This is a genomic window from Pseudomonas sp. RIT-PI-q (genome assembly GCF_001297125.1).
Taxonomy (GTDB): Bacteria; Pseudomonadota; Gammaproteobacteria; order Pseudomonadales; family Pseudomonadaceae; genus Aquipseudomonas.
In genome coordinates this window covers 80351-103183 of sequence record NZ_LHPC01000027.1, presented here as the reverse complement: position 1 = coordinate 103183, position 22833 = coordinate 80351, and the positions used below count along the sequence as shown (strand labels likewise).

At 59.4% G+C, this 22833-nt stretch carries 22 protein-coding genes and 2 pseudogenes; 18 read left to right on the top strand and 6 right to left on the bottom strand.

All coding sequences use genetic code 11. The features are described from left to right. Window positions 1–9 precede the first annotated feature (9 nt). Window positions 10–1074, top strand: a complete 1065-nt coding sequence (locus AEQ67_RS12395; RefSeq protein WP_059404142.1) for an HlyD family secretion protein — start codon at window positions 10–12, stop codon at window positions 1072–1074. Continuing rightward, window positions 1071–2657 carry an efflux transporter outer membrane subunit gene (locus AEQ67_RS12390; protein ID WP_082377824.1) on the top strand — a complete coding sequence of 529 codons (1587 nt, stop codon included), beginning with the start codon at window positions 1071–1073 and terminating at the stop codon, window positions 2655–2657. The genes AEQ67_RS12395 and AEQ67_RS12390 overlap by 4 nt, the downstream gene beginning before the upstream one ends. Here the strand turns inward: AEQ67_RS12390 and AEQ67_RS36160 are convergent. After that, window positions 2638–2853, bottom strand: a pseudogene (locus AEQ67_RS36160) (NYN domain-containing protein); the annotation flags it as partial. The gene AEQ67_RS12390 and the pseudogene AEQ67_RS36160 sit on opposite strands and share 20 nt — an antisense overlap. A gap of 623 nt (window positions 2854–3476) precedes the next feature. On the opposite strand from AEQ67_RS36160, the gene AEQ67_RS12385 reads away from it, so the two are divergent. After that, window positions 3477–5048 carry a glycosyltransferase family 39 protein gene (locus tag AEQ67_RS12385; RefSeq protein WP_059404141.1) on the top strand — a complete coding sequence of 524 codons (1572 nt, stop codon included), beginning with the start codon at window positions 3477–3479 and terminating at the stop codon, window positions 5046–5048. Window positions 5049–5093: 45 nt separating this feature from the next. Here AEQ67_RS12385 and AEQ67_RS12380 read toward each other — a convergent pair whose 3' ends face one another. Both AEQ67_RS12380 and AEQ67_RS12375 read right to left on the bottom strand, forming a co-directional pair. Beyond that, on the bottom strand, window positions 5094–5852 hold the full coding sequence (locus AEQ67_RS12380) for a slipin family protein (RefSeq protein ID WP_059404140.1): 759 nt from the start codon (window positions 5850–5852) through the stop codon (window positions 5094–5096). Between the two features lie 2 nt (window positions 5853–5854). After that, the gene (locus AEQ67_RS12375) at window positions 5855–6385 is read right to left on the bottom strand and encodes an NfeD family protein (RefSeq protein WP_059404139.1); all 531 of its coding nucleotides are present in this window, start codon (window positions 6383–6385) and stop codon (window positions 5855–5857) included. A gap of 240 nt (window positions 6386–6625) precedes the next feature. On the opposite strand from AEQ67_RS12375, the gene AEQ67_RS12370 reads away from it, so the two are divergent. From AEQ67_RS12370 to AEQ67_RS12325, 10 genes are all read left to right on the top strand, one after another. Further along, window positions 6626–7087 carry an aminoacyl-tRNA deacylase gene (locus AEQ67_RS12370; protein WP_059404138.1) on the top strand — a complete coding sequence of 154 codons (462 nt, stop codon included), beginning with the start codon at window positions 6626–6628 and terminating at the stop codon, window positions 7085–7087. 141 nt (window positions 7088–7228) lie between these two features. Next, window positions 7229–7474 carry a DUF2789 domain-containing protein gene (locus AEQ67_RS12365; RefSeq protein ID WP_059404137.1) on the top strand — a complete coding sequence of 82 codons (246 nt, stop codon included), beginning with the start codon at window positions 7229–7231 and terminating at the stop codon, window positions 7472–7474. A 97-nt stretch (window positions 7475–7571) separates the two neighbouring features. Then, entirely contained in the window at window positions 7572–7817 is a 246-nt protein-coding gene (locus AEQ67_RS12360; protein WP_059404136.1) for a prevent-host-death family protein, read from the top strand. Between the two features lie 128 nt (window positions 7818–7945). Beyond that, window positions 7946–8374 (top strand): MarR family winged helix-turn-helix transcriptional regulator, encoded by a 429-nt coding sequence (locus tag AEQ67_RS12355; protein ID WP_059404135.1) that lies wholly within the window; start codon window positions 7946–7948, stop codon window positions 8372–8374. Further along, on the top strand, window positions 8371–10443 hold the full coding sequence (locus AEQ67_RS12350) for an FUSC family protein (RefSeq protein WP_059404134.1): 2073 nt from the start codon (window positions 8371–8373) through the stop codon (window positions 10441–10443). The genes AEQ67_RS12355 and AEQ67_RS12350 overlap by 4 nt, the downstream gene beginning before the upstream one ends. Then, window positions 10440–10649, top strand: coding sequence for a DUF1656 domain-containing protein (locus AEQ67_RS12345; protein ID WP_059404133.1), 210 nt, complete (start codon window positions 10440–10442; stop codon window positions 10647–10649). Before AEQ67_RS12350 ends, AEQ67_RS12345 begins: the two co-directional genes overlap by 4 nt. Then, on the top strand, window positions 10646–11533 hold the full coding sequence (locus tag AEQ67_RS12340) for an efflux RND transporter periplasmic adaptor subunit (protein ID WP_059404132.1): 888 nt from the start codon (window positions 10646–10648) through the stop codon (window positions 11531–11533). Before AEQ67_RS12345 ends, AEQ67_RS12340 begins: the two co-directional genes overlap by 4 nt. After that, window positions 11530–12978 (top strand): efflux transporter outer membrane subunit, encoded by a 1449-nt coding sequence (locus AEQ67_RS12335; RefSeq protein ID WP_059404131.1) that lies wholly within the window; start codon window positions 11530–11532, stop codon window positions 12976–12978. The genes AEQ67_RS12340 and AEQ67_RS12335 overlap by 4 nt, the downstream gene beginning before the upstream one ends. Window positions 12979–13060: 82 nt before the next feature. Beyond that, a complete protein-coding gene (locus AEQ67_RS12330; RefSeq protein ID WP_059404130.1) occupies window positions 13061–13696 on the top strand; it encodes a hypothetical protein in 636 nt (211 codons plus the stop codon). A 308-nt stretch (window positions 13697–14004) separates the two neighbouring features. Next, complete coding sequence (locus AEQ67_RS12325; RefSeq protein WP_059404129.1) at window positions 14005–15510, top strand: YdgA family protein; 1506 nt, start codon at window positions 14005–14007, stop codon at window positions 15508–15510. A gap of 197 nt (window positions 15511–15707) precedes the next feature. On the opposite strand, the gene AEQ67_RS12320 is transcribed toward AEQ67_RS12325, so the two are convergent. Further along, entirely contained in the window at window positions 15708–17231 is a 1524-nt protein-coding gene (locus tag AEQ67_RS12320; RefSeq protein WP_059404128.1) for an FAD-dependent oxidoreductase, read from the bottom strand. Window positions 17232–17370: 139 nt separating this feature from the next. Here AEQ67_RS12320 and AEQ67_RS12315 point away from each other — a divergent pair, with 139 nt between their 5' ends. The 5 genes from AEQ67_RS12315 (at window position 17371) to AEQ67_RS12295 (ending at window position 21235) form a co-directional block, all read left to right on the top strand. After that, window positions 17371–17931, top strand: coding sequence for a YbhB/YbcL family Raf kinase inhibitor-like protein (locus tag AEQ67_RS12315; protein WP_059404127.1), 561 nt, complete (start codon window positions 17371–17373; stop codon window positions 17929–17931). An 88-nt stretch (window positions 17932–18019) separates the two neighbouring features. Then, the gene (locus AEQ67_RS12310) at window positions 18020–19726 is read left to right on the top strand and encodes a vWA domain-containing protein (protein ID WP_059404126.1); all 1707 of its coding nucleotides are present in this window, start codon (window positions 18020–18022) and stop codon (window positions 19724–19726) included. Between the two features lie 17 nt (window positions 19727–19743). Next, the gene (locus AEQ67_RS12305) at window positions 19744–20325 is read left to right on the top strand and encodes an RNA polymerase sigma factor (protein WP_059404157.1); all 582 of its coding nucleotides are present in this window, start codon (window positions 19744–19746) and stop codon (window positions 20323–20325) included. Beyond that, window positions 20322–20945 (top strand): hypothetical protein, encoded by a 624-nt coding sequence (locus AEQ67_RS12300; RefSeq protein ID WP_059404125.1) that lies wholly within the window; start codon window positions 20322–20324, stop codon window positions 20943–20945. The genes AEQ67_RS12305 and AEQ67_RS12300 overlap by 4 nt, the downstream gene beginning before the upstream one ends. 20 nt (window positions 20946–20965) lie before the next feature. After that, window positions 20966–21235, top strand: coding sequence for a hypothetical protein (locus AEQ67_RS12295; protein WP_236710314.1), 270 nt, complete (start codon window positions 20966–20968; stop codon window positions 21233–21235). A 121-nt stretch (window positions 21236–21356) separates the two neighbouring features. On the opposite strand, the pseudogene AEQ67_RS36695 reads toward AEQ67_RS12295, so the two are convergent. Both AEQ67_RS36695 and AEQ67_RS12290 read right to left on the bottom strand, forming a co-directional pair. Further along, window positions 21357–21452: pseudogene (locus AEQ67_RS36695) on the bottom strand (DUF3077 domain-containing protein); the annotation flags it as partial. A gap of 36 nt (window positions 21453–21488) precedes the next feature. After that, window positions 21489–22805, bottom strand: coding sequence for a site-specific DNA-methyltransferase (locus AEQ67_RS12290; RefSeq protein ID WP_059404123.1), 1317 nt, complete (start codon window positions 22803–22805; stop codon window positions 21489–21491). Window positions 22806–22833: the final 28 nt, after the last annotated feature.

Sequence of the window (22833 nt, the reverse complement as noted above, 5' to 3'; positions counted from 1 at the left end):
AAGGTTTTTATGACGACTCATGCAAAGCAAAAAGTGGCTGTCGGCGTTGCCGCAGCGTTAGCCATCGGCGTACTGGTTTACCTGCTGGCGCCCGGTATTTTCGGCAAGCGCACACAACAGAACACCAACGACGCTTTTGTCTCGGCGGACTTCACGCTGGTGGTGCCGCGCGTCGCCGGGTTCATCAAGGAAGTGCTGGTGGAAGACAACCAGCAGGTCAAGGCCGGGCAGTTGCTGGCGTTGATCGATGACCGGGATTTGCGCGCCGCTGCGCAAGCCGCAGACGCGCAAACGCTGGTGGCCAGGGCGCACCTGCAAAATGCTCGCGCGACGCTTGAGCGCCAGAGCTCGGTGATCGCCCAGGCGCAAGCCACCGTCGTCTCGGCCAAGGCTGAAATGGACTTTGCCGCACATGAATTGAGCCGCTACAACCACCTGGCCGGTGTTGGTGCCGGCACGGTGCAAAACGCTCAGCAAGCACGGACTCGCATTGATCAAGCCAGCGCTCGGCTGGCCAACGTGACGGCCGTATTGGCGGCGGAACGCAAGCAGGTGGAGATTCTTACCGCCCAGCGTGACGCCGCTGAAGGTGAGCTGAAACGAGCGCAAGCGGCGCTGGAAATCGCCAGTTTCGAGCTGTCCTATACGCGAATCGTCGCGCCTCAAGACGGCATGGTCGGCGAACGCGCGGTGCGTGTCGGCGCGTATGTCACGCCGGGCAGCAAGATTCTGGCGGTGGTGCCGCTGGCGCAGGCCTATGTGGTCGCCAATTTTCAGGAAACCCAGCTGACCGATGTGCAGCCGGGGCAGGACGTGCAGGTGCGCGTCGACAGCCTCGGCGGCGAAGCCTTGCGGGGGCGCGTCGAGAGTATCGCACCGGCTACCGGCGTGACCTTCGCTTCGGTGAAACCGGACAATGCGACTGGCAACTTCACCAAGGTGGTGCAGCGGATTCCGGTGAAGATCGTGCTGGAGCCGGGGCAGCGGTTGGCTGAGCGGTTGAGGGTGGGGATGTCGGTGGAGGCGAGTATTGATACTGGCAGTACCGGTGAGCATGAGGTTGCGCAACGATGAAGACTTTCGTTGACTGGGCTGACGCCTTCGCGAGCAAGCCCGCTCCCACATTTGATCTGCTGGGTGCCAACACTTTATGTACAAAAGAAGATCAAGTGTGGGAGCGGGCTTGCTCGCGAAGAGGCCGGCTGCCTCCACTAACCTTCTGTGCCGTGCTCGTCATGAGCCTTTCAGCCTGCACCGTCGGTCCGGACTTCCACAAACCTCAGGCCCATCAAGTCGCCGAGTGGTCGAAGCCGTCAAAAGCCGCCGCCAGCCAAGCCGTCGCCGAAACCATGGACGAACGCTGGTGGGAAGTGTTCCACGACCCGAAACTCTCGGCCCTGACCCAACGCGCACTGACCGACAACCTCGACCTGCAACTCGCCAGCAGCCGTTTGCAGCAAAGCCGCGCCGTGCGTCAGGTTGTCACCGCCGACCGCTATCCCAACACCGCAGCCACAGGCAGCTACGGGCGTAAGCGCAACAGCGGCGAAGGCCTGAATGATCCGTCTGGGAACAATGGCAACTCGGCGTTCAACCTGTGGGACGCAGGCTTCTCCGCGTCCTGGGAACTGGATTTCTGGGGCCGCGTGCGCCGGGAAACCGAAGCCGCCGACGCGACCCTGGAAGTGGCGGAAAACGACCGACGCAGCGTGCTGCTATCAGTGCTCGCCGAAACCGCTCAGGACTACATCCAGCTGCGCGGCGTGCAAAGTACACGAGCGGTCACCGAGCAGAATCTCGAGGTCGCCCGCCATAGCCTGAAACTCTCGCAGTTGCGTCTGGCCGACGGTGTCGCTACCGATCTGGACGTTGCAGAAGCTGCCGCGCAAGTCGCCGCCATCGAGTCACGCCTGCCAGCCCTGGAGCAGCGCCAATCGCAACTGATCAACGCGCTGAGCCTGCTGATGGGCGAGCCACCCCAGGCATTGTCTGCCGAGTTATCCACAGACGCCCCCGTGCCGCAAACTCCGCGTCAGGTCGCCATCGGCTTGCCGTCGCAACTGGCCGAACGCCGTCCGGACATCCGCCAGGCCGAAGCGCGCCTGCACGCCGCCACCGCGAGCATCGGCGTGGCCAAGGGCGATTTTTATCCGCGGATCACCCTCTCGGGCAATGTCGGTTCACAAGCCATGCAGCTGAGTGATTTTGGCTCCTGGGGCTCGCGCTCGTTCGGCATCGGCCCGCAATTGAGCCTGCCGCTGTTCGACGGTGGACGCTTGCGCGGCGTCCTGAACTTGCGCGAAGCCCAACAACAGGAAGCCGCCATCGCCTACCAGCAAACCGTACTGCGCGCCTGGCATGAAATCGACGATCAACTAACGACCTACAACGCCAGCCAACTGCGCCGCGACAGCCTCGCCGAAGCCGTGCGCCAAAACCAGATAGCCCTGCGTACCGCGCAACAGCAGTACGTGGAAGGGGTGGTGGATTTCGTCAACGTGCTGACGGTGCAGGGCGCGTTGCTGGCAACACAGGAGCAACTTGTGGAGAGTTCGACCGCGGTTTCGCTGGCGATGGTCGGGTTGTACAAGGCGTTGGGTGGGGGATGGGAATCGGTGTATCCGGTGGCGGATATCGTCACCAGTAACCCGGCTTGATAGCGGGCGCTTTGCGAGTGGGTACTCGATCTGGAAATTGGTGCAATTGCAACTCTTCTGAGGAGACGACTCGGCGCATCCAGTGGGAATGCTCTATTAGCGAGCCGGGTGGCGAGCGTTTTAACCCAGTCCAGCATGGAAGAACGATACCCACTGTCATCTGAGGGAAATCCTCTCGGATTGCCTTTAGCGCGGGAAGGTGTGCCTGCCAGCAACCCATAAAACACGTTGTAGCCGTCAACAAAGAACGCAGTGCGCACAAATCCAATCCTCAGAAACGAAAAAACCGGCCGAAGCCGGTTTTCTCACCCCAACTGCCAGAGAACCAAATCTCTGCGTACGGGGTTGAGTAGTGAGCTGATCCTAAATTGGGTGCGTCATGCACGTCAATACTCAACTGATCAAGGCCTACTCGACTGGACAATTTCCAGTGCCGGCAGGCTAGTTTTGTGCATTTTCATGTTCGATGGTCAAGGTGATCCTGGCCTCAGTTATTAGTGAATATTGCTGAGGTGAGGTGGACGTGTTGGCGTGCTGCCAGGCCGCTAATGTGTCTATCGCCGATTTCGGTTCAGCTTGAACGGAGCCTCCCAAATTCGTGTGGGATTAAGTACCGATCGACTCAATGGGAGCGAGTGAATCAACTGCCCTGAAAAACTTGGCTTTTTGAAACAACACATTTCTATCCGCACGACGCCAGACTGATGATCATCATGCTTGCCAAATGTCATCGATCGCAAAGCCAGCATCGACGACGAACTTGCGTCGCCCTAAAGTGATCAACAGGCTTTGTGGTTCGGGCCGTTTTGGGGAGAGGCAATGGAGGCGCGCAGAGAAACGCCGCTTGACGGTACTGAGGGTCCGCACGCGGCGCCCGGCGTCTGGGCGATTGTTCAGCGCTGGTTGCGATGGGCGCAGCAGCACTGGCTGTTGCCAATTCTGGCGTTGGCTGCGCTGGTGCGTTTCTACGACCTGACGGCGGCGGCCATCTGGGGCGACGAAGGGTCGAGTCTGCTGTTGAGCCAATATTCATTGGCCGACATCTGGGTGCACGCCGCGCATGACGTGCACCCACCGCTGTATTTCATGTTGCTGCATGGCTGGGTCGAGCTGTTCGGCGACGGCATTTTTTCGATCCGCTGCCTCAGCGCACTGCCCGGGATTGTCACGGTGTGGCTCGGCGTCTGGCTGATGGACTTACTCGCCCCGCGCCGTGCTGCGCTGCTGACCGGTTTCCTGCTGGCGCTGCTGCCCACGGCGGTGCGTTACAGCCAGGAAGTGCGGATGTATTCGCTGCTGGGCCTGTGGTTGATCGGCGCGACGATTGCCCTGGCCTACTGGATCAGACACCCCCAGCGCAGGCGATATCTGGTGGCGTATGTGCTGCTCATGAGTGCCGCGTTCTACACCCATTACTTCACCGCCCTGTGTGTACTCTGTCACTGGCTATATCTGGGGCTGATCCGCGTACAGCCAGGTTATCGCTTGCGGCATATCCAACGTTCCGACTGGTGGCTGGCGAACGTGGCGATTGTGTTGTTGTACCTGCCGTGGGTGCCGAGCCTGATCGATCTGATTCAACACATGGATCAGCTCAAAGCCAATGGCGACGTCGGGTGGGAGATGCCTGTCACGTTCGGCTCATTGCCCTCGATGATCTGGTCGTTCCTGATCCAGGACGACGGCGAGAACCTGCCGACGCCGATCTTTATCGCGCTGCCGCTGGCGTTACTGGCCATTGCGGGCGTGGCGCTGGCGCGGGATCGCAGCGTCTTTCGTGGCAGTGTTCTGCTGGTGATCTACACGGCGTTGCCGTTGCTGCTGGTATTTGGGGTTTCGTTTGTCACGCCGGTGTTCATTGAGCGCTACCTGACGGCCTATGCCCTGGGGTTGCCGATGATTGCCGCGCTGGCGATTGATCGCCTGTACTCAGGTTTTCGGGTGCTGGCATTGACGGTGCTGGTGCTGTTTGTCGGCGTTGAGCTGGTGGGCCTGAAGAACAACGCCACGGTGGATACCAATGATCAGATCAGCGTCATGGTCGACTACGTGAACCAGCATTTTGTGACCGGCGACCGGATCGTCACCAGCGACATGCTCTGGTATCTCAGCTACGTCTATTACAACCGCACCGACGCCAAACCGATGCTGTACACCCCGCCATTAGCCAATGGCGCTTCCAGCCGGCCGAATGCCTATGGGTTTGGCACGCTGGTGACCCAGGACATTTACCTGGATCACCTCGACGGCTTGCCCAAAGGCACGGGTCGAGTGTGGTTGATCGGCACGGTGGATGTGCCGGACGAGTTCGCGCCGTGGCCCGCAGGCTGGCAGAGCGTTGGCGAAACCCGGGCCGGTGGCGCCAACGCACGATTGTTCATCCTGCATTGAGCCGGTGACCGAGGGTTCAAACGGTTTCCGCGAAACGCTGATTGCTCAAGGTTTCGACGACAAATCTGCCATGCCCTTGAGCAACTCGATCGGCAGCGGAAACACGATGGTCGAACTCTTGTCCCCGGCAATCGAACTCAGCGTCTGCATGTAGCGCAGTTGCATGGCACCCGGCTGGCGGCCGAGCATTTCGGCGGCCTGCATGAGTTTTTCCGAGGCCTGCAATTCACCTGCGGCGTGGCTCCCCTTGGCCCGCCGTTCCCGCTCGGCTTCGGCCTGTTTGGCGATGGCGCGGATCATCGATTCGTTGAGATCCACGTGCTTGATCTCGACGTTGGCGACCTTGATGCCCCAGGCATCGGTCTGGGCGTCGAGCACTTGCTGGATGTCGATGTTCAGGCGTTCGCGCTCGGCCAGCAGTTCATCGAGTTCATGTTTGCCGAGCACCGCGCGCAAGGTGGTTTGCGCCAGTTGGCTGGTGGCCATGAGAAAGTCTTCGACCTGAATGATTGCCTTCTGCGGATCCAGGACTCGGAAATACAGCACGGCGTTGACCTTGACCGAGACGTTGTCGCGGGTGATCACGTCTTGCGGCGGTACATCGAGGACGACGGTGCGCAAGTCGACACGAACCATTTGCTGGACCACCGGAATCAGCAGGATCAGGCCGGGGCCCTTGACCTGCCAGAAGCGCCCGAGCTGGAACACCACCCCGCGCTCGTATTCGCGCAGGATGCGAAAGGTCGACCCCGCCAGTGCAATCACCAGTAACAGCAGCGCGGCAAAACCCAGTTGCAGGCCCATGGTTATTCTCCACCCGGCGCCGCGTCAGCCGCGGCCACTTCCAGCAATAATCCCTTGCGTGCCACCACCCGGACCCGTTGCCCGGGTTGCAGCGGCGTGGCGCTGAGTATTTGCCACTTTTCACCTTGCAGATGTACCCAGCCGTTGTAGGCATTGCCTGCCAGCGACATCACCGGGGTCACGCTGCCCACCAGTCCTGCATCGCCACTGACGTTTGCGCGTGGTCGGGTTTTCAGGGCGTGGATGAGCAGGAAAATCAGCAGCAGGGCACTCACCAGTCCCAGGCCGATCATCAACGGCACGGGCACTTCGGTGTTGGTCAGAATCACCGCACCGATCACGAACATCACAATGCCGCCCAACCCGATCACGCCGTAGTTGGGCAACGCCGCCTCGGCGATCAGAAACGCGATGCCAAAGGTGATCAGCCAGATACCGATAGGGTTGGGAACCAGCAGCACAACCGTGTCCGCCGCGAAAACCGATCCGCTCAAGGCCAACAGCAGCGCAACTGCACAGCAACGAATGTTCACGTGACCCTCCTGTAGGAGCGAGCTCGCTCGCGATAAACCTGAGAGCACCGTGCCAATTCAGGCAATCCACGTTACATACAGTTTAGTCGAGCTGTGGGTTGTATGAATTTTGCTCAATTGTCGACCTCGGCCGACGGGCAGATTTCCCGCGCAATTGCGCCAGCGGGCCTAGACTTTCAATGGAGTAAAAAGGTTTAACCATCGTCCGCCCCAAGCTGTTTGCGGACACCGAGGTGCATCATGCGTATGGCAAGAACCGTGCAGAGAAGCCTGGAAAAGGCTCAATGCGAATATGACATCGTCACCCACCCACACTCGGCCAGCAGCCTTGAAACGGCTCGGGTTTCGGGCATTCCTGCCGAACGGGTGGCCAAATCGGTGATCCTCGATGACCACCATGGTCATTACCTGATGGCCGTGTTGCCAGCGAGCCGTCACCTGGACCTGAGTAAAGTACGCAGCAGCGGTGAATGGCAGGTGACCCGGGAAAGCAATTTGCCGCACCTGTTCGACGACTGTGAACGCGGTGCCGTGCCTGCATTGGGCGAATCCTATGGCCTGAACATGGTCATCGACCCACTGCTGACCCGGCAGAAAGACATCTATCTGGAGGCGGGTAACCACAACAATCTGCTGCACATGAGCATGCCGGAATTCCTGAAAATGGTGCCGCATGCCGAGGTGTGCGAGTTGAGTCAGTAAGTTTTGCGGCAGCCGTTACAACGCCTTCGCGGGCAAGCCTCGCTCCTACAGGATCACGCGATTACCTGTAGGAGCGAGGCTTGCCCGCGAATGACTGCGCAGCAGTCACCCAATCATCAAGTCACTACCAAGGAGCCCGACATGGAATCCCCAACCCACAGCCTCCCATCGCTGTTCAAACAACTCGGCCTGGACAACGATCCGGTCAGCATCGACCAATTCATCGCCACGCATTCACCGCTCAAGCCTGAATTGCACCTGGCGGATGCGTTTTTCTGGACCGAGAGCCAGGCGGAATTTTTGCGCGATGAGATTCTGGATGACGCGGATTGGGCTGAGGTAGTGGATCAGTTGGATGTGTTGTTGCGGAAGGGGCGGGGGGTGTAAAAACTGCGCGAAAAATCTCGTCACAGGTTTTCCAAGAGCGATGAACGCGACTGAAGTAGCTTCCATAGGGAATAAACCCAACGACGAGACATGAGTCATGCAGCGCGTTTTAGCAGAAAGGATCATCAGCGCCTCTGAGTTCGCCAGGAACATCAGAGCGACCATGCGAGAAGCTCAAACTGGGCCAATCGCACTGCTGGATGACAATCAGATCAAGGCCTATCTGGTTTCAAAGGATAACTATGAAGCGATGCTGGTGCGCCTGGATGATTCCAACCTTGCGGCGTTGATACCTACACGCAGACAAGAAATTACCGAAGCGACCAGCTTTGATGATCTGTAGAAACGCGCACCACCACATTTGAATTGTTTCAAAACTTGACCAACTTTCCCCCCAAATGTCATATTGATAGTTAGCAAACTAACAGTGTGTGCATTCCCCCCGTGCCGAAGAACCTCGACGCTCTCCAGATGAACATCAGCAGCTCCATGGTGGTGGCCGCCAGGCATTGGCGGAAGATCTGCCAGACCACGCTGGTCAACTATGGAATTTCCGAAGCCTGTGCCGTTCCGTTGTTGATGATCGGGCGCTTGGGCGAGGGTGTGCGGCAGGTGACGGTGGCGCAGGCGGCGGGGATGGAGAGTCCGTCGCTGGTGCGTCTGCTGGATCAGCTGTGTCATGCCGGCTACGTGCGTCGCACCGAAGACGCCCATGACCGACGCGCCAAATGCCTGAGCCTGACCGAGACCGGTCGTGAACTGGTGCAGGCCGTTGAGGTCGAGCTGGTGCGCTTGCGTCATGAGGTGCTTGAAGGCATCGATCAGGGTGATCTGGAAGCGGCGCTGCGGGTACTGAGAGCCTTTGAGGCGGCCAATCATCTGCCGGTGGCCAACCCTTGAACGGATTTTTTACCGGCATGCCCCCGGCGCGGGACTGGTTCTACGGTGTACGCACGTTCGCGGCATCGATGATCGCGCTGTACATCGCCATGCTCATGCAAATGCCCCGGCCCTATTGGGCGATGGCCACGGTCTACATCGTTTCCAGCCCGTTTGTCGGCCCGACCAGTTCCAAGGCGTTGTACCGCGCTGTCGGCACCTTGCTCGGTGCGGCGGCAGCGGTTTTTTTCGTGCCGATGTTTGTCCAGAGTCCTTATGTGCTGGTGGTGGTGATTGCGCTGTGGACCGGGACGTTGCTGTTCCTTTCAATGCACCTGCGCACCGCCAACAATTACGCGCTGATGCTCGCCGGCTACACCTTGCCGCTGATTGCCTTGCCAGTCGTGGATAACCCGTTGGCGGTGTGGGACATCGCCGAAGCGCGGACTGAAGAAATCTTCCTCGGCATCGCCGTGGCGGCGGTGGTCGGCGCGATGTTCTGGCCGCGACGGCTGGCGCCAGTGTTCAATGATTCGGTAAGCAAATGGTTTGCCGATGCTTCGACCTACAGCCTGCGGTTTCTCAGTCGCAACGTGCAGCCGGACGAAGTCAGTGCGCTGCGTTCGTCGATGGTCGCCACGTTCAACACCCTGGAATTGATGATCGGCCAGTTGCCTCACGAGGGCGCACGGCCACAAACCGTGCGCAACACCAAGGAATTGCGCGGGCGAATGATTCACCTGTTGCCGGTGATCGACGCCCTCGACGATGCGCTCTACGCCCTTGAGCGGCGCACGCCGGAGCTGGTGGCCAGGTTCGCGCCGCTGCTGACCGCAACCTGCGAATGGCTCCAACACAACGACGCCGACATCGAACGCTGGCAGGCGCTGAAAAATCAGCTCGAAGCCCTGCAACCGAGTGCCGAGGCGCTGGACGATCGCAAGCAGCTGCTGTTCTCCAACGCGCTGTATCGCCTCGGCGAGTGGATCGATGTGTGGCAAGACTGCCGCAGCCTGCAATACGCTATCCAGTGCGAAAGCCAGGACAGTTGGCGTGCGGTGTATCGGCACTGGCGCCTCGGTCGGCTATCGCCGTTTCTCGATCATGGGCTGATGCTTTATTCCGCCGCGTCCACGGTCACTGCAATCATCGTCGCCTCGGTGCTGTGGATTTTGCTCGGCTGGACCGACGGTGGCGCCGCAGTGATTTTGGCGGCGGTGGCGTGCAGTTTTTTCGCCTCGATGGACGACCCGGCGCCGCAGATTTACCGGTTCTTTTTCTGGACGGCGATGTCGGTGTTGTTCGCCAGTCTTTATCTGTTTCTGATCCTGCCCAACCTGCATGATTTCCCTATGCTGGTGCTGGCGTTCGCGGTGCCGTTCATCTGCGTCGGCACCCTGACGGTAAAGCCGCAGTTTTACCTTGGCATGCTGCTGACCCTGGTCAACACCTCGTCCTTCATCAGCATTCAGGGCGCCTACGACGCGGATTTCCTCAGTTTCGTGAACTCCAACCTGGCCGGTCCCGTCGGATTGCTGTTCGCGTTTGTCTGGACCCTGATCGCCCGGCCGTTCGGTGCGGAACTGGCGGCCAAGCGCCTGACCCGGTTTAGCTGGCGCGACATTGTCAGCCTCACCGAACCGGCCACGCTGTCCGAACACCGGCACCTGGGCGTGCAGATGCTCGATCGCCTGATGCAGCACTTGCCGCGTTTGGCCATCACCGGCCAGGACACCGGCATTGCGCTGCGCGAAGTCCGCACGGCGCTGAACCTGCTGGATTTGCTCGCTTATACGCCGCGTGTGTTTGGCGTTCCGCAAGCCTTGTTGCATCAAGTGGTGGCCGAAGTCGGCGACTATTTCAAAGCCTGCCTCAAGGCTGGCGAGCGTCTGCCGGCACCGAGCGCGTTGCTGATGACCATGGACCGAGCGCGTCGCGCGCTGAACCGCGAGTGCGATGACGGTGCGCGCCTGCATTTGTTGCACGCCTTGAGTGGCCTGCGTCTGTCGCTGTTGCCGGGGGTGGAATTTGTCGGCACGGGTGACCTCGAAGAACCGCTGCCCCATGGCATCGATGGAGCGCCTTTATGATCGGTGATCTGGATATCAGCGGGGTGTTCCTGCCCACGCTGCTGGTGCTGATGGGCATCACGTATGTGTTTTACCTGCTGGTGCACGGGTTGCTCACGCGCCTGCACTTTTACCGTCTGGTCTGGCACCGGGCATTGTTCAACGTGGCTCTCTACGCCTTGCTCCTTGGCGCCGTGGACTCACTCAGTCGATACCTGATGACATGAAAAAACCTTTTTTGACCATCGGCCGCGTGGTCCTGACCCTGCTGATCGTGACCTTCGCCGTTGTCGTGGTCTGGCGCATGGTGATGTATTACATGTTCGCGCCCTGGACGCGTGACGGGCACATCCGTGCCGACATCGTGCAGATCGCCCCGGACGTGTCCGGGCTGATCCAGCACGTGGAGGTGCGCGATAACCAGTTGGTCAAGCGCGGGCAGGTGCTGTTCAGCATCGACCAGGACCGTTTCAAACTGGCCCTGCGCCAAGCGAAAGCGGCCGTCGCCGACCGGCAGGAAACCCTGGCTCAGGCGCAGCGCGAAGCCAAGCGTAACCGTGGCCTGGGCAATCTGGTGCCCGGCGAGCAACTGGAAGAAAGCCAGTCGCGGGTTGCCCGCGCCGAGGTGGCGCTGATGGAGGCCCAGGTGGCAGTGGACAGCGCTCAGCTCAACCTCGACCGCTCGACCATCCGCAGCCCGGTGGACGGCTACGTCAACGACCGTGCGCCGCGCAACCAGGAATTCGTCTCGGCCGGGCGGCCGGTGTTGTCGGTGGTGGACAGCAATTCGTTCCACATCGACGGCTATTTCGAAGAAACCAAACTGGACGGTATTCACATCGGCCAGAGCGTCGACATTCGGGTGATCGGCGACCGTGCGCGACTGCGCGGCCACGTGGAAAGCATCGTCGCCGGCATCGAAGACCGCGACCGCAGCAGCGGTAGCAACCTGCTGCCCAACGTCAACCCGGCGTTCAGTTGGGTGCGACTGGCCCAGCGGATTCCGGTGCGGATCGCCTTCGACGACGTGCCGGCGGATTTCCGCATGATTGCCGGGCGCACGGCCACGGTTTCTATTATTGACGACCACCAGCAGGAGCCGGCGAAATGAGCAGGGCCTCGGGTTTGGCGGTCGCCGGATTAGGCTTGCTGCTGTCGGCCTGCCAGGTGGTCGGGCCGGATTATCATTTGCCGGACGAAGCCGCCGTGCACCGCGAAGACTTGCAGGGCGACTTGGCGGTGAACGGCAAAAATGTCGTCTCCGCGCCTGTGCCGAGTGATTGGTGGCGCTTGTACCAGGACCCGCGCCTCGACCAATTGGTCCAGCAGGCGATGGCCTCCAACACCGATTTGCGCGTGGCCGCGGCGAGCCTGTCCCGGGCTCGTGCCCAAGTCGACGAAGCTCAAGCAGCGGGCGGTTGGAGCGGCGGCGTGAAGATCGGCGCGCAGCGTTTGCAGGAGTCCGGCGAAGCGTTTCTGATCCCGGAAAAAGTGCCGGTGGCCAACGTTGGCGACATCGGCATCGCCACCTCGTATCAGTTCGACCTGTTCGGCACGTTGCAGCGTGGCATCGAGGCGGCCAAGGCCAATGCCGATGCAACGCAAGCGGCGGCGGATACCGCACGCATCACCTTGGTGGCGGACGTGGTACGGGCTTACACCCAGGTCTGCGCGGCCAACGAAGAACGGGAAATCGCCGAGCATTCCCTCGACTTGCAAGCCCAGAGCACGACGCTGATCCAGCGTTTGCGCGACGCCGGGCGTGGCGATGAAACCCAGGTCACCCGCTCGCAGACCCAATTCAAATCCTTGCGTGCCGACCTGCCGCGTTATGAAGCGGCGCGTCAGGCCGGAGTGTTCCGTTTGTCGATGCTGTTGGCCAAACCGGTCGACCAATTGCCGGCCGGCACCAGCGACTGCGCGGAGCTGCCGAAAATTGCCCAATTGTTGCCGGTGGGTGACGGCGCCACGTTGCTCAAGCGTCGCCCCGACATCCGTCAGGCCGAGCGTCGACTGGCCGCCGCGACCGCCGGCATCGGCATCGCCACCGGCGAGTTGTACCCGGACATCAGCATCGGCGCGACCGTTGGCACCGTCGGCATTCTGGAAAACCTCGGCAAGCCGTCGACCAACCGTTGGGGCTTCGGCCCGTTGCTGACCTGGACCGTGCCGTCCAACGGCTCCCGCGCACGCATCCGTGAGGCCGAAGCGACGACTCAGGGCGCACTGGCGCATTTCGACGGCGTGGTGCTCAACGCCATCCGCGAAACCCAGACCGGCCTGGCCCAATACTCGGCGTTGCTGCAACGCCGCGATGCGCTAGCGGACGCCGAGCAATCGGCGCAACTGGCGGCAGACCAGACCCACCGCTTCTTCCAGGCTGGCCGCGCGTCGTTCCTTGCAGACCTGCAAGCCACCCGCACCTACACCGACGTCACGGCGCAACTGGCCTCGGCCAACACGCAAGTTGCCATGAGCCAGATCGATTTGTTCCTGGCACTGGGCGGTGGCTGGGAAAGCGGACGAACGCAAGCCACGAACTCCGGCAAACCCTGAGGCCGTTGCTATGCTTTGACTTGATGAGATCGCGCGGCGAACTCATCAATCAAGGCTCGCGTTGGTCATGGGGACTCTAATAATGAAAAACCCTTATGCTCCCGGCTTCTGGTGCGCAATTACGGCATTGGTCCTGCTGTCGGCCACCTATTTCTACGGCATCATGCTGGCCCACCAGATCGACAAGGCTCTGGTGTTTCTCGACAGCGCTTCAGCCCTGATTGCCGTGATGGCGATCGTCGTGGTGGCGGTGGCGACGGTGCAGGGTCAACGCGTCAAAAAAAGACAGTGCGAACGCGGCAAGACCCTGGTGCTGATCTGGGACACCAAAGTGGCTTTGCGCCGCGTCGAAACGGTGTTCGACCGGTATTTCTGGGGCAGCTACTGGCAACCGGGGCGCACGTTCCAGGAAGTCATGGGCGAACTGACCGGCACGCCACTGGAAAAAAGCCTCGAATCGCTCAAGAAGCAATGCCTGGAGTTGGACAGGCAAATCGCCGACGACGGCCGGCACTGGCTCAACAACGCCCGCGAACTCTCCGATGTCGCCACGGCCATGGCCCGCGAACGCTATCAACTGGACTTCTGCGACCCGCGCGCGGAAGTAACGGGCGGGGCGGTGATCAACCGGGATTTCGAAGTGCTGGTGTATACCTGGACCGCGCGGCTGAAAAGCTTTGATCATCAGCTTGATGAGATTGAAGTGCAGTATTCCTGATTCTGTGTTGGTTGGACGGACGCCTTCGCGGGCAAGCCTCGCTCCTACAGGTTTATTGTCGTGCGCGATATTTGTGAACGACACAAATCCTGTAGGAGCGAGGCTTGCCCGCGAAGGCGATTTCATGACCGCCGAACTCTCGCCCTCCCTGCGCGGTCCATAGACACTCTTTAACCTTTAATCATTGGGTCGCCCAGTGCGCCTGATGCTAATCTCCACCGCACTTTCAGCGCAGTCGCGACCGCAACCCGTCAAGGGTTCAGGGAAGACGACCACACTTTCAACAACGGACATCGATCGGGTCATTCATGAATAAATCAGCAGGCGTGCTTCTTGGAATCGTCGTTGCCATCGGTGCAATCAGCGCCGGCGGTGCCTGGTACACCGGCACCAAACTCGAAGGTGTGCTGAATACCTCGATCGCCGACGCCAATAAAGAGCTGCAAGCCGCGCTGGTCGGTTCCAACGGCACGGCGTCGCTGGAACTGGTGTCGCTGGAGCGCAATGTATTCAGCAGCACCGCGCATTACCGCCTCAAGGGCGAAGGCGAAATGTTCGGTGAGGCCCCTGTCGAATTGCTGTTCGTCGATCACATCGAGCACGGCCCGCTGCCGTTCTCGCGGTTGACGTCGTTGAAATTGCTGCCGGTCCTGGCCACCAGTCACTACGAGCTGGAAAAGACGCCGATCACCGAGAAGTGGTTCGCTGCCGCCAAGGACAAATCGCCGCTCACCGGCGTGGTCAACATCGGTTACGACAATTCCACCAACGGCACCCTGCAACTGCTGCCGCTGGACTTGGCGCTGGACGCCAAGTCGAACCTGCAATTTTCCGGGCTGAACCTTGATGTCGCCGCCAACGCTCAAGCGCAGAAGGTCAAGGCCAACGGTTACATGGACAGCCTGACCCTGAGCACGGTCGCCGAAGATCAGACGCCAGTGAAGATCGAACTGACCGGCCTGACAGTGGCCAGCAACCTCACCAAAAGCACCTACGGTTACTACACCGGCGAGAACACCCTGGAGCTGACCGACAGCAAGACCACCTTCGGTGCCAAGCAGTCGGTACTGGGCGTGAAGAAGTTTGAAATGAAGAACCAGACCGAAGAGTCGGGCACCAGCGCTTCGGGGCGCGCCGATTACAAGATCGGCGAAGTGTCCTTGAACGGCAAGACCGTCGGTTCTGCGCAGATGGCCATGAGCCTGAAGAACCTCGATATCCCGGCGACCATGTCGCTGATGCAGGTTTACCAGACCAAACTGCAGCCCTACGAGCGGGCGGCCGCCGAGGCTGCTGCCGCGGGTCAACCGGCACCCGAGCTGGTCTTGACCCCAGAGGAAGAGGCGCAGGTGAAAACCGGTCTGGAGAAACTGCTGGCCGCCGGCCCGCAGGTTGCGCTGGAGAACCTGTCGTTCAACACCGCCAACGGTGAAAGCCGCGCCAATCTGGTGCTCGACCTGACCAAACCGCAATCCATGGACCTGCCGCCAGACCAGTTGACCCAACAGCTGATCGCGCTGCTGGACATCAATGTGCAAGTGTCCAAGCCAATGCTCGTCGACCTGTTCACCGTGCAGAGTGAAATCGACGGTCAGACCGACGCCAAGCTCATCGCCGAACAAGCCACGGCCACCGCCGATATGTTTGGCGGCATGGCGGTCGGTACACAGTTCGCAAAACTGGACGGCAACAACATCGTCACCAAACTGCATTACGCCAACAATCAGGTGGAATTCAATGGCCAGAAAATGACCGTTGAACAATTTGTCGGCTTCGTGATGAGTAAACTCAGCGGCCCTGAACAGGTCCAGTAAAACCAAGGCTTACAACGCAACGCCCGGCCTCTGTGCAATGCAGGCGCCGGGCGTTTTGCTGTCCGGGGTTTGCAATTGAACTTGGACATGACCCCTGTAGGAGCTGCCGAAGGCTGCGATCTTTTGACGTTCAAAGATCAAAAGATCGCAGCATTCGGCAGCTCCTACAGAGGATGTGTAGCGCTGGAGATTGCGTTTCACTCCCGAACCAGGCGCCAGGCCTCGTCCACCGACAGCGGCTGTTTCATCCGTTCCGCGAGCATCGCCATCGCCCGTTCTTCGTCGCAGGCCACCGCCGCCACCACCACACCGTTCCTGCCAAACAGGCCGATGAAGGGTGGATGCTCAGGATCGCCCTTGAACTCGACCTCATCCCAGGCCTCGGCGTGGCCGCGGCAGTCGCAGTTTTTGCCGAAGTGCCAGGTCCAGAAATACGGCACGTCGAGGTAATGCTCGTCGCCGCCGAGCATGTTCGCCGCCGCGATCCGCGCCTGTTGCTGAGCCAGGCGCCAATGCTCGATGCGTTGCGGCTGGCCGTTAAGCGGGAAGGTCGCGATATCGCCGGCGGCCCAGAGGCCATCGGTCACGCGCATCCCGCCGTCGACCTCAAGCGACTGGTCCTTTGCCATGGCCAGGTCGGTAAACGCGCCGGTGGCCGGGCTGACGCCAATGCCGACCAACACCAGGTCCGCCGGTAACCGTTGACCGTTGTCCAGGCGCACGGCTTCGACCTGGGTTGTGCCTTCGATGTGCGCGGCTTCGCCCTCCGTATGAAACACCACGCCGTTGGCCTCGTGCAGCGCGCGAATGGCCTTGCCGACGGCTTCGCCGAACTGCTTGGCGAAAGGCACCGCGTGGCGAGCCAGGACGGTGACCTCCAGACCGTATTGACGCAGGGACGAAGCGCTCTCCAGGGCAATAAAACTGTCGCCGATGATCACTGCCCGTTGCCCGGGTTTTGCCGTGTTCAGAATCTGCTGCGCCTGATCCTTCGAGCGCAGGACGAACACCTGCGGCAGGTCGGCGCCGGGCAGCGTCAAAGGGTTTGGTATGCCACCCGTGGCGAGCAATGCGGCGTCGTAGCCCAATGATTGACCGTCGGCCAACTGCAACGTCTGGTTCGCGGCATCCAGGCTCGTCACTTCACCAATCACTCGCTCGCTCCGCTGCTCGCGGTACAAGCTTTCATCCCGCAATGGCGGGATTTCCTCCGGTGGCATCTCCCCGGCAATCCCGAATTTGCTCAAGACCGTGCGGTCGTAACCGGTGTCGGCTTCACGGTCGATCAGCAACACGCGGCCACCGAAGCCTTTCTCGCGCAACGCCGCCGCAGCCGCCGTGCCTGCGGCGCCAGCGCCGATGATCACAAACGTTCGTTCATCGTCGGCTGGCGGAGTGTGGGGGTCCGAGAGTGGTTGATCGTCGACCCAGACCTCGTCATCACGCACTTCCAGGGGATAGCGCCTGAGGCTGTCCAGGGACGGCGGCTCACACAACCCGCCGTCCTCGATCCGATACGCAGCCTTGTGCCACGGGCAGATCAGCCGTCCGTGGCACAGCGCACCTTCGGCCAATGGTGCCCCGGCGTGGGGGCATTCACCCTGATAGGCGCGCAACTGATCGCCAACCCGCAGCAAGACGATTTTGGTGTCCGCGATCTGAACTTCCAGGCCTCGGTTCTCGGGCACATCGGCAAAACGGGCGACGCGGTGCAGTGCCATGATCGCTCTCCAGGCAGGCGTTTCAGTTAAGAGTTTGGCGCTTATCTCGAGGTTCAGCCAATTCCCACTGCCACCGCACGAACGGTCCAGCTATAGTTTGCTCGCCGACGACGGCCCCACCCGCAAAAGGTGTTCCGGTATGACCCGATTGACCTCTCTGAACCCTTGGCTGGCGGCCATTGCAGTCGCCCTTTGCGTGCAATTTCCGGCGCAGGCCCAGGAACGTTTCACCCTGAACATCCCAGGTGTTACCGATGATCGACTGTTCACCTCGGCCGCTGCCAGCGATGCCCCGGGCTGCGGCGGGCATAATGTTTCGCCGGCGCTCAATTGGAACACCGGCCCCGCAGGCACGCTCAGCTACGCCATTGTCATGCACGACCCCGATGGCCAGAAAGGACAAGGGGTCGATCACTGGGTGCATTACGGAATCAAGGCCACTACGCACCAGATCCCGGCCGGCGTCGGCGCCAAACCGGGCCTCGAAGGCGTGGGCGGCACCAACAGCAAAGGCACCACGACGTATGTCGGCCCTTGCCCTCCGGTTGGCGACAGTGCGCACCACTACATTATTCAGCTGTATGCCCTGGACCTGGCGCCAGAGGCGTTGCCCGCCGGGCTGACGCGCGCGCAACTGCTGGAAAAAATCAAAGGCCATGTGCTGAAAAACAGCAGCGTGGTGCGGCGTTATCACCGCTGAAGATTTTTTTCAGGTGAGTTAACCCGAACCCGGGGGGCTGTCCGTCTCAGAGGATGAATGGATCAATTTCCTCCTGAGGTCAGCCCCCATGTCCCTCCCTCTGCATTTCCTCCGCCCGGCCGCCCAGGGTTTCGCCGCCGGGTTGCTGCTGGCCGTTGCCGGTTGCGGCGTTTCATCCAAGCCCGATTCCGCCTCGGTTTCACCTCCGGCTCAGGGCGAGCTGAAGACCGAGGCGCTGGTGCGTACCGAGGCGGTCATGGCGGACGCCTCGATGGCCAAACGCAGTGTGCGTCCGGCACCGATGGCGGGCTATGCCCCGATGTCTGAAGCCCCTGCGCCCGGTTATCAGGACGAGCAGCGCGAGCAGTATCAAGCGCTGGCGGATAACCCGATCCACAGCGTGGCCGAAGCACCGGTCTCGACCTTCAGCGCCGACGTCGACACCGGCGCCTATGCCAACGTCCGCCGCTTGCTCAATCAGGGCCGCCTGCCACCCGAAGGCGCGGTGCGGCTGGAAGAAATGGTCAATTACTTTCCCTACGATTACGCCTTGCCCACCGATGGCTCGCCGTTTGGCGTGACTACAGAACTGGCGCCGTCGCCGTGGAACCCGCACACCCGATTGTTGCGCATCGGCATCAAGGCTTCGGACCGTGCAGTCGCGGAGCTGGCCCCGGCGAACCTGGTGTTTCTGGTAGACGTGTCCGGTTCGATGGATCGTCGGGAAGGTTTGCCACTGGTCAAAAGCACCCTGAAATTGCTGGTCGACCAATTGCGCGAGCAGGACCGGGTTTCGTTGGTGGTCTACGCCGGCGATTCGCGTGTAGTGCTGGAACCGACTTCCGGACGGGAAAAAGCGAAAATTCGTACCGCCATCGATCACCTGACCGCAGGCGGCTCGACGGCCGGAGCGTCGGGGATTGAACTGGCTTATCAAATGGCGCAGCAGGCGTTCATCGCCAAAGGCATCAACCGTATCCTGCTAGCCACTGACGGTGACTTCAATGTCGGCATCAGCGACTTCGACAGCCTCAAGCAAATGGCTGTGGATAAACGCAAGACCGGCGTTTCGCTGACCACCCTTGGTTTTGGTGTGGATAACTACAATGAACACCTGATGGAACAACTCGCTGACGCTGGCGACGGCAACTATGCCTACATCGACAACCTGCGCGAGGCACGCAAGGTGCTGGTGGACCAGCTCGGATCGACCCTCGCGGTGGTGGCCAAAAACGTGAAGCTGCAAGTGGAGTTCAACCCGGCGCAGGTCAGCGAATATCGACTGTTGGGGTATGAGAATCGGGCGTTGAAGCGTGAGGATTTCAGCAACGACAAAGTCGATGCCGGCGAAATCGGTGCAGGGCATACGGTGACAGCGCTGTACGAAATTGTGCCCAAGGGCGAGAAGGGCTGGCTGGAGCCGCTGCGTTATGGCAATTCCGGGGCGGTTGTTTCCGGGAGTACGGGTGAATTGGCCATGCTGCGCGTGCGATATCAGTTGCCGGAAGGTGGGAACAGTCGCTTGATCGAACGGCCTATCGTCAGCAGTGATGTCGGAAAAGCCAGCGATGACCTGCGATTTGCGGCTGCCGTGGCAGCGTTTTCCCAGCAGCTCAAGGACGGGCGTTATACCGGTGATTTCAGCCTCAAGGACACCGAAGCCCTGGCTCGCGGCGCACGGGGTGACGATCGATTCGGTCTGCGGGCCGAGTTCGTGCAATTGGTGGAGTTGGCGCAGAGCCTGCGAATGTCGACGGCCTCGAATCAGATGCCCAGTGCCCGACACGTTGAGTAATGGAGGTCATCACGGACATGACGGCTCCTGAATTGAGCACTGATGCCAGCAGCGACGCATCGCTGCTGGCGCGCTATCGCTCGGGCGACGGACCGGCGTTCGAGATCTTGTACGCCCGCCATCGCCAGGGACTTTATCGATTCCTGCTGGGCCTCAGCGGCAAATCCGAACTGGCCGAAGAGGTTTACCAAGAGACCTGGCTGAGCCTGATCCGCAGCACCAGCCAGCCACAAGGTCGGGCGAATTTTCGTACCTGGCTTTACCAGATTGCCCGCAACCGCCTGATCGATCACTGGCGCAAACACGGAATTCATAATCCCTTGCACGACAGCTATGACGAACAGATTCACGCCCTGAGCGATGACGCGGCAGATCCGGCGCAACTGCTAAGCCTGAGCCGCGACACCCAACGCCTCGAAACTGCCCTGCAAACCTTGCCCGCCGACCAGCGCGAAGTGTTCCTGCTGCGCGCTCACGGCGATCTCGACCTTCCGCAGATCGCCACCCTCACCGAAACACCGCTGGAAACCGTCAAAAGCCGCTTGCGTTACGCCCAGCAAAAACTGCGTCGGCTGTTGGCCGAGGAGGTACTGACATGACTGACGCCCGCCCTACACCGGAGGAGGAAGTGGTGAAGCACTTTCGTGAACACGCGGCTGGTGAACCACCGGCACATCTGGATGCTTTCATCCTCGCCACCGCGCACCGCGAAGTCCCTGCGCGCAAGCCAAGCCTGTGGCAACGCTGGGTCCAGGCCTGCCAGAAACCCCGTTGGCTGGTCGCATTTGCCAGCCTCGTCGGCGTCGCGCTGATGCTGGCGCTGGTGCAACGAACGCCGGAACAAGCGCCGAGCTACGACTTCGCTCCCGTGCCAAAAGCATCCGCACCGGTCGCCAAAAAAGAGGCTGCACAGGAGCCGTCGTCAGTTGCCCGCTCGCTGGCCGCTCCGGCTGGCGCCATGTCGGCCCCTGCGGCGCCAATGGCCGATTTTGCCGCCCCGGCGCAGAGCGAATCGATCAACGCTGAAAGGGCCGATGAAGCGAAGTTCAGCAAACGTGCAGCAGCACCTTTGAAAACGCTGGATGAGCAATTGCGGGAAGTGGTGCGCCTGCAAAATACCGGTCAGACAAAAGCAGCCGACGCGTTGCTGAAGACATTGCACAAGCGTTTCCCCAATGAAAACCTCACCGCCCGACTCAAGGAATTGCAAAAAAACTGAGGAGAAGAGCGGTCGCCCATTTGGCATCGACGCCCGAAAGCGCGCACTATCGGCCTATAGCCGATGCGTTGGAGGATGCCGTGGCAAAAAAAATCGACCGCATCGCCCAAATGCTCAACTGCCCTGTGAAGGGCGAGGAACTACGGCGAGCTGTGACTGAGAGTCGCAAGGAGTTTCTGCTGGCGAAGCAGGCAGAAGAAGCTCTGGAGGAAGACGTCCTTGATAATGAGTTGATCGAGGACGAGGAGGACGATGATGAGTACGACGAGTTTGATTGGACGACTGAGTGAAAAGACGTCAGAGGTCCTTTTCTAGTGATGACATTGACGCTGAGCAACGCAACACGTAGATAGCGCTACTCTTTCAAATTGCAGATCCCGACATATCAGGACCCGCAATTTGGGGAACAGAGTCCGAAGCCATGGGCAATGCGTCGCCCAGAGGCACACCGCGAGTGACGTGGAATACTGCCTGATCCAAGCAGTAGATGGCAGGCGCTAAGCACAAATGCCTAAGGAATCAAAATGACAGTGTGGTGACACGTCACCCGTAAGCCAATGACACGTTCTTTTGATCATTGGTCGCATTCAGATCGTCAAGGCTTATTGATTCGTAGCTATAGGAATTTTGTTCTTTTGAAATGTACTGAAGTCGTGCTTCAGTGATGTCTGCGATTGTTCTGTATCCATAACTAAAGGCGACATGTGCATCGGAGATGTTAATGTCTTGTTCAACCAATATGACTTTTCTAGAGCCGCCGTCGGTTAAGTTTAGGTTGTGCGCCGCGTGGGCTGTAGTTCCAGTCCCTGCGAAAAAATCAAGAATCACAGAATCTTTACTGGATAGCGAAAGTATCAAGTCTTCAATGAGTTCAACTGGCTTTGGTGTTTCGAATATTTTCTCACCATAAATATCTTTTATTTGGCTGGTTGCACGTTCTGTTAAGTATTTATTGTTGTCCCAAAAACTTCTGATTTTGATTTTTTTGTCATGAGAGCTATAGTTTTTTACATAGATGACGCCATTTTTGCTAGCGTACAGTTTCCAGGATTCTAACTCGGCTTTATCGCGTCCCCAAAGCCACCGCCGCTCTATACCCTTACTATCAACGGGATAAACTTCTTTTTGATTGCTATGGCTCTTTTTTGTGAAAACGCGACCTAGCTCATCGTAATACAAAGGATAGAACATATTCGGGCGATCTTCTCTCTTGCTGGCATCGCCTTTTTTTCTGAATAAGCCATCTACTTTATATCGGCCATGAATGTCTTGCTGGTCATATTTTGTCTCGTCATCACCCAATCCAATAATTTCAGCCTGATGGCTCTTGGAATAGACAACGACATAGTCATGATTTACGGCGATGCCTTTATTACTACCCTTGCCGTTTTTACTGCGACAAACTACGATATTGCCAGCAAAATTCTCTTCACCAAAAATTTTATCCAGCAACAGCCTCAAATAGGGTTGTTCGTGGTCATCAATACTGACGGCTATAAATCCTGTTTCATTTATGACGGAATGTGCCGCTACTAATCGCGGCAACATGAAAGTCATCCATTCTGAATGTGAGCCGAAAACTTCAGAGGAGTTACCAGTCCGAGTGTCATTATAAATAAACTTGTTTTTGGTGTTATAAGGCGGGTCGATATAACAAAAATCCACAAAGGGATTGTTTAAGCCTGAGAGTAGCGCAAGAGCATCCAGATTGTCCCCACGAAGCAATGTGCAATCTACTTTCTGAAAGTTAATCGGAATATGAGTAGTTTTCTTGCATTGATCTAACGATCGAGGCAGTTGACTTAAAAGGCCAAGTGATGTTGCTATTTTGCTTGTGCTTCGTTTAAGATCAATGCTCATTGCGCTTTTCCTTGTAACCTGTGTGCAG

Bases quoted from the DNA above. Each gene is read 5' to 3' on its own strand.
- AEQ67_RS12345 (WP_059404133.1), top strand. From the start codon at position 10,440: ATGATCGGTGATCTGGATATCAGCGGGGTGTTCCTGCCCACGCTGCTG.
- AEQ67_RS12305 (WP_059404157.1), top strand. From the start codon at position 19,744: ATGACGGCTCCTGAATTGAGCACTGATGCCAGCAGCGACGCATCGCTG.
- AEQ67_RS12320 (WP_059404128.1), bottom strand. From the start codon at position 17,231: ATGGCACTGCACCGCGTCGCCCGTTTTGCCGATGTGCCCGAGAACCGA.
- AEQ67_RS12300 (WP_059404125.1), top strand. From the start codon at position 20,322: ATGACTGACGCCCGCCCTACACCGGAGGAGGAAGTGGTGAAGCACTTT.
- AEQ67_RS12385 (WP_059404141.1), top strand. From the start codon at position 3,477: ATGGAGGCGCGCAGAGAAACGCCGCTTGACGGTACTGAGGGTCCGCAC.
- AEQ67_RS12395 (WP_059404142.1), top strand. From the start codon at position 10: ATGACGACTCATGCAAAGCAAAAAGTGGCTGTCGGCGTTGCCGCAGCG.
- AEQ67_RS12315 (WP_059404127.1), top strand. From the start codon at position 17,371: ATGACCCGATTGACCTCTCTGAACCCTTGGCTGGCGGCCATTGCAGTC.
- AEQ67_RS12370 (WP_059404138.1), top strand. From the start codon at position 6,626: ATGCGTATGGCAAGAACCGTGCAGAGAAGCCTGGAAAAGGCTCAATGC.
- AEQ67_RS12355 (WP_059404135.1), top strand. From the start codon at position 7,946: ATGAACATCAGCAGCTCCATGGTGGTGGCCGCCAGGCATTGGCGGAAG.
- AEQ67_RS12380 (WP_059404140.1), bottom strand. From the start codon at position 5,852: ATGGGCCTGCAACTGGGTTTTGCCGCGCTGCTGTTACTGGTGATTGCA.
- AEQ67_RS12390 (WP_082377824.1), top strand. From the start codon at position 1,071: ATGAAGACTTTCGTTGACTGGGCTGACGCCTTCGCGAGCAAGCCCGCT.
- AEQ67_RS12340 (WP_059404132.1), top strand. From the start codon at position 10,646: ATGAAAAAACCTTTTTTGACCATCGGCCGCGTGGTCCTGACCCTGCTG.
- AEQ67_RS12335 (WP_059404131.1), top strand. From the start codon at position 11,530: ATGAGCAGGGCCTCGGGTTTGGCGGTCGCCGGATTAGGCTTGCTGCTG.
- AEQ67_RS12310 (WP_059404126.1), top strand. From the start codon at position 18,020: ATGTCCCTCCCTCTGCATTTCCTCCGCCCGGCCGCCCAGGGTTTCGCC.
- AEQ67_RS12365 (WP_059404137.1), top strand. From the start codon at position 7,229: ATGGAATCCCCAACCCACAGCCTCCCATCGCTGTTCAAACAACTCGGC.
- AEQ67_RS12330 (WP_059404130.1), top strand. From the start codon at position 13,061: ATGAAAAACCCTTATGCTCCCGGCTTCTGGTGCGCAATTACGGCATTG.
- AEQ67_RS12290 (WP_059404123.1), bottom strand. From the start codon at position 22,805: ATGAGCATTGATCTTAAACGAAGCACAAGCAAAATAGCAACATCACTT.
- AEQ67_RS12325 (WP_059404129.1), top strand. From the start codon at position 14,005: ATGAATAAATCAGCAGGCGTGCTTCTTGGAATCGTCGTTGCCATCGGT.
- AEQ67_RS12360 (WP_059404136.1), top strand. From the start codon at position 7,572: ATGCAGCGCGTTTTAGCAGAAAGGATCATCAGCGCCTCTGAGTTCGCC.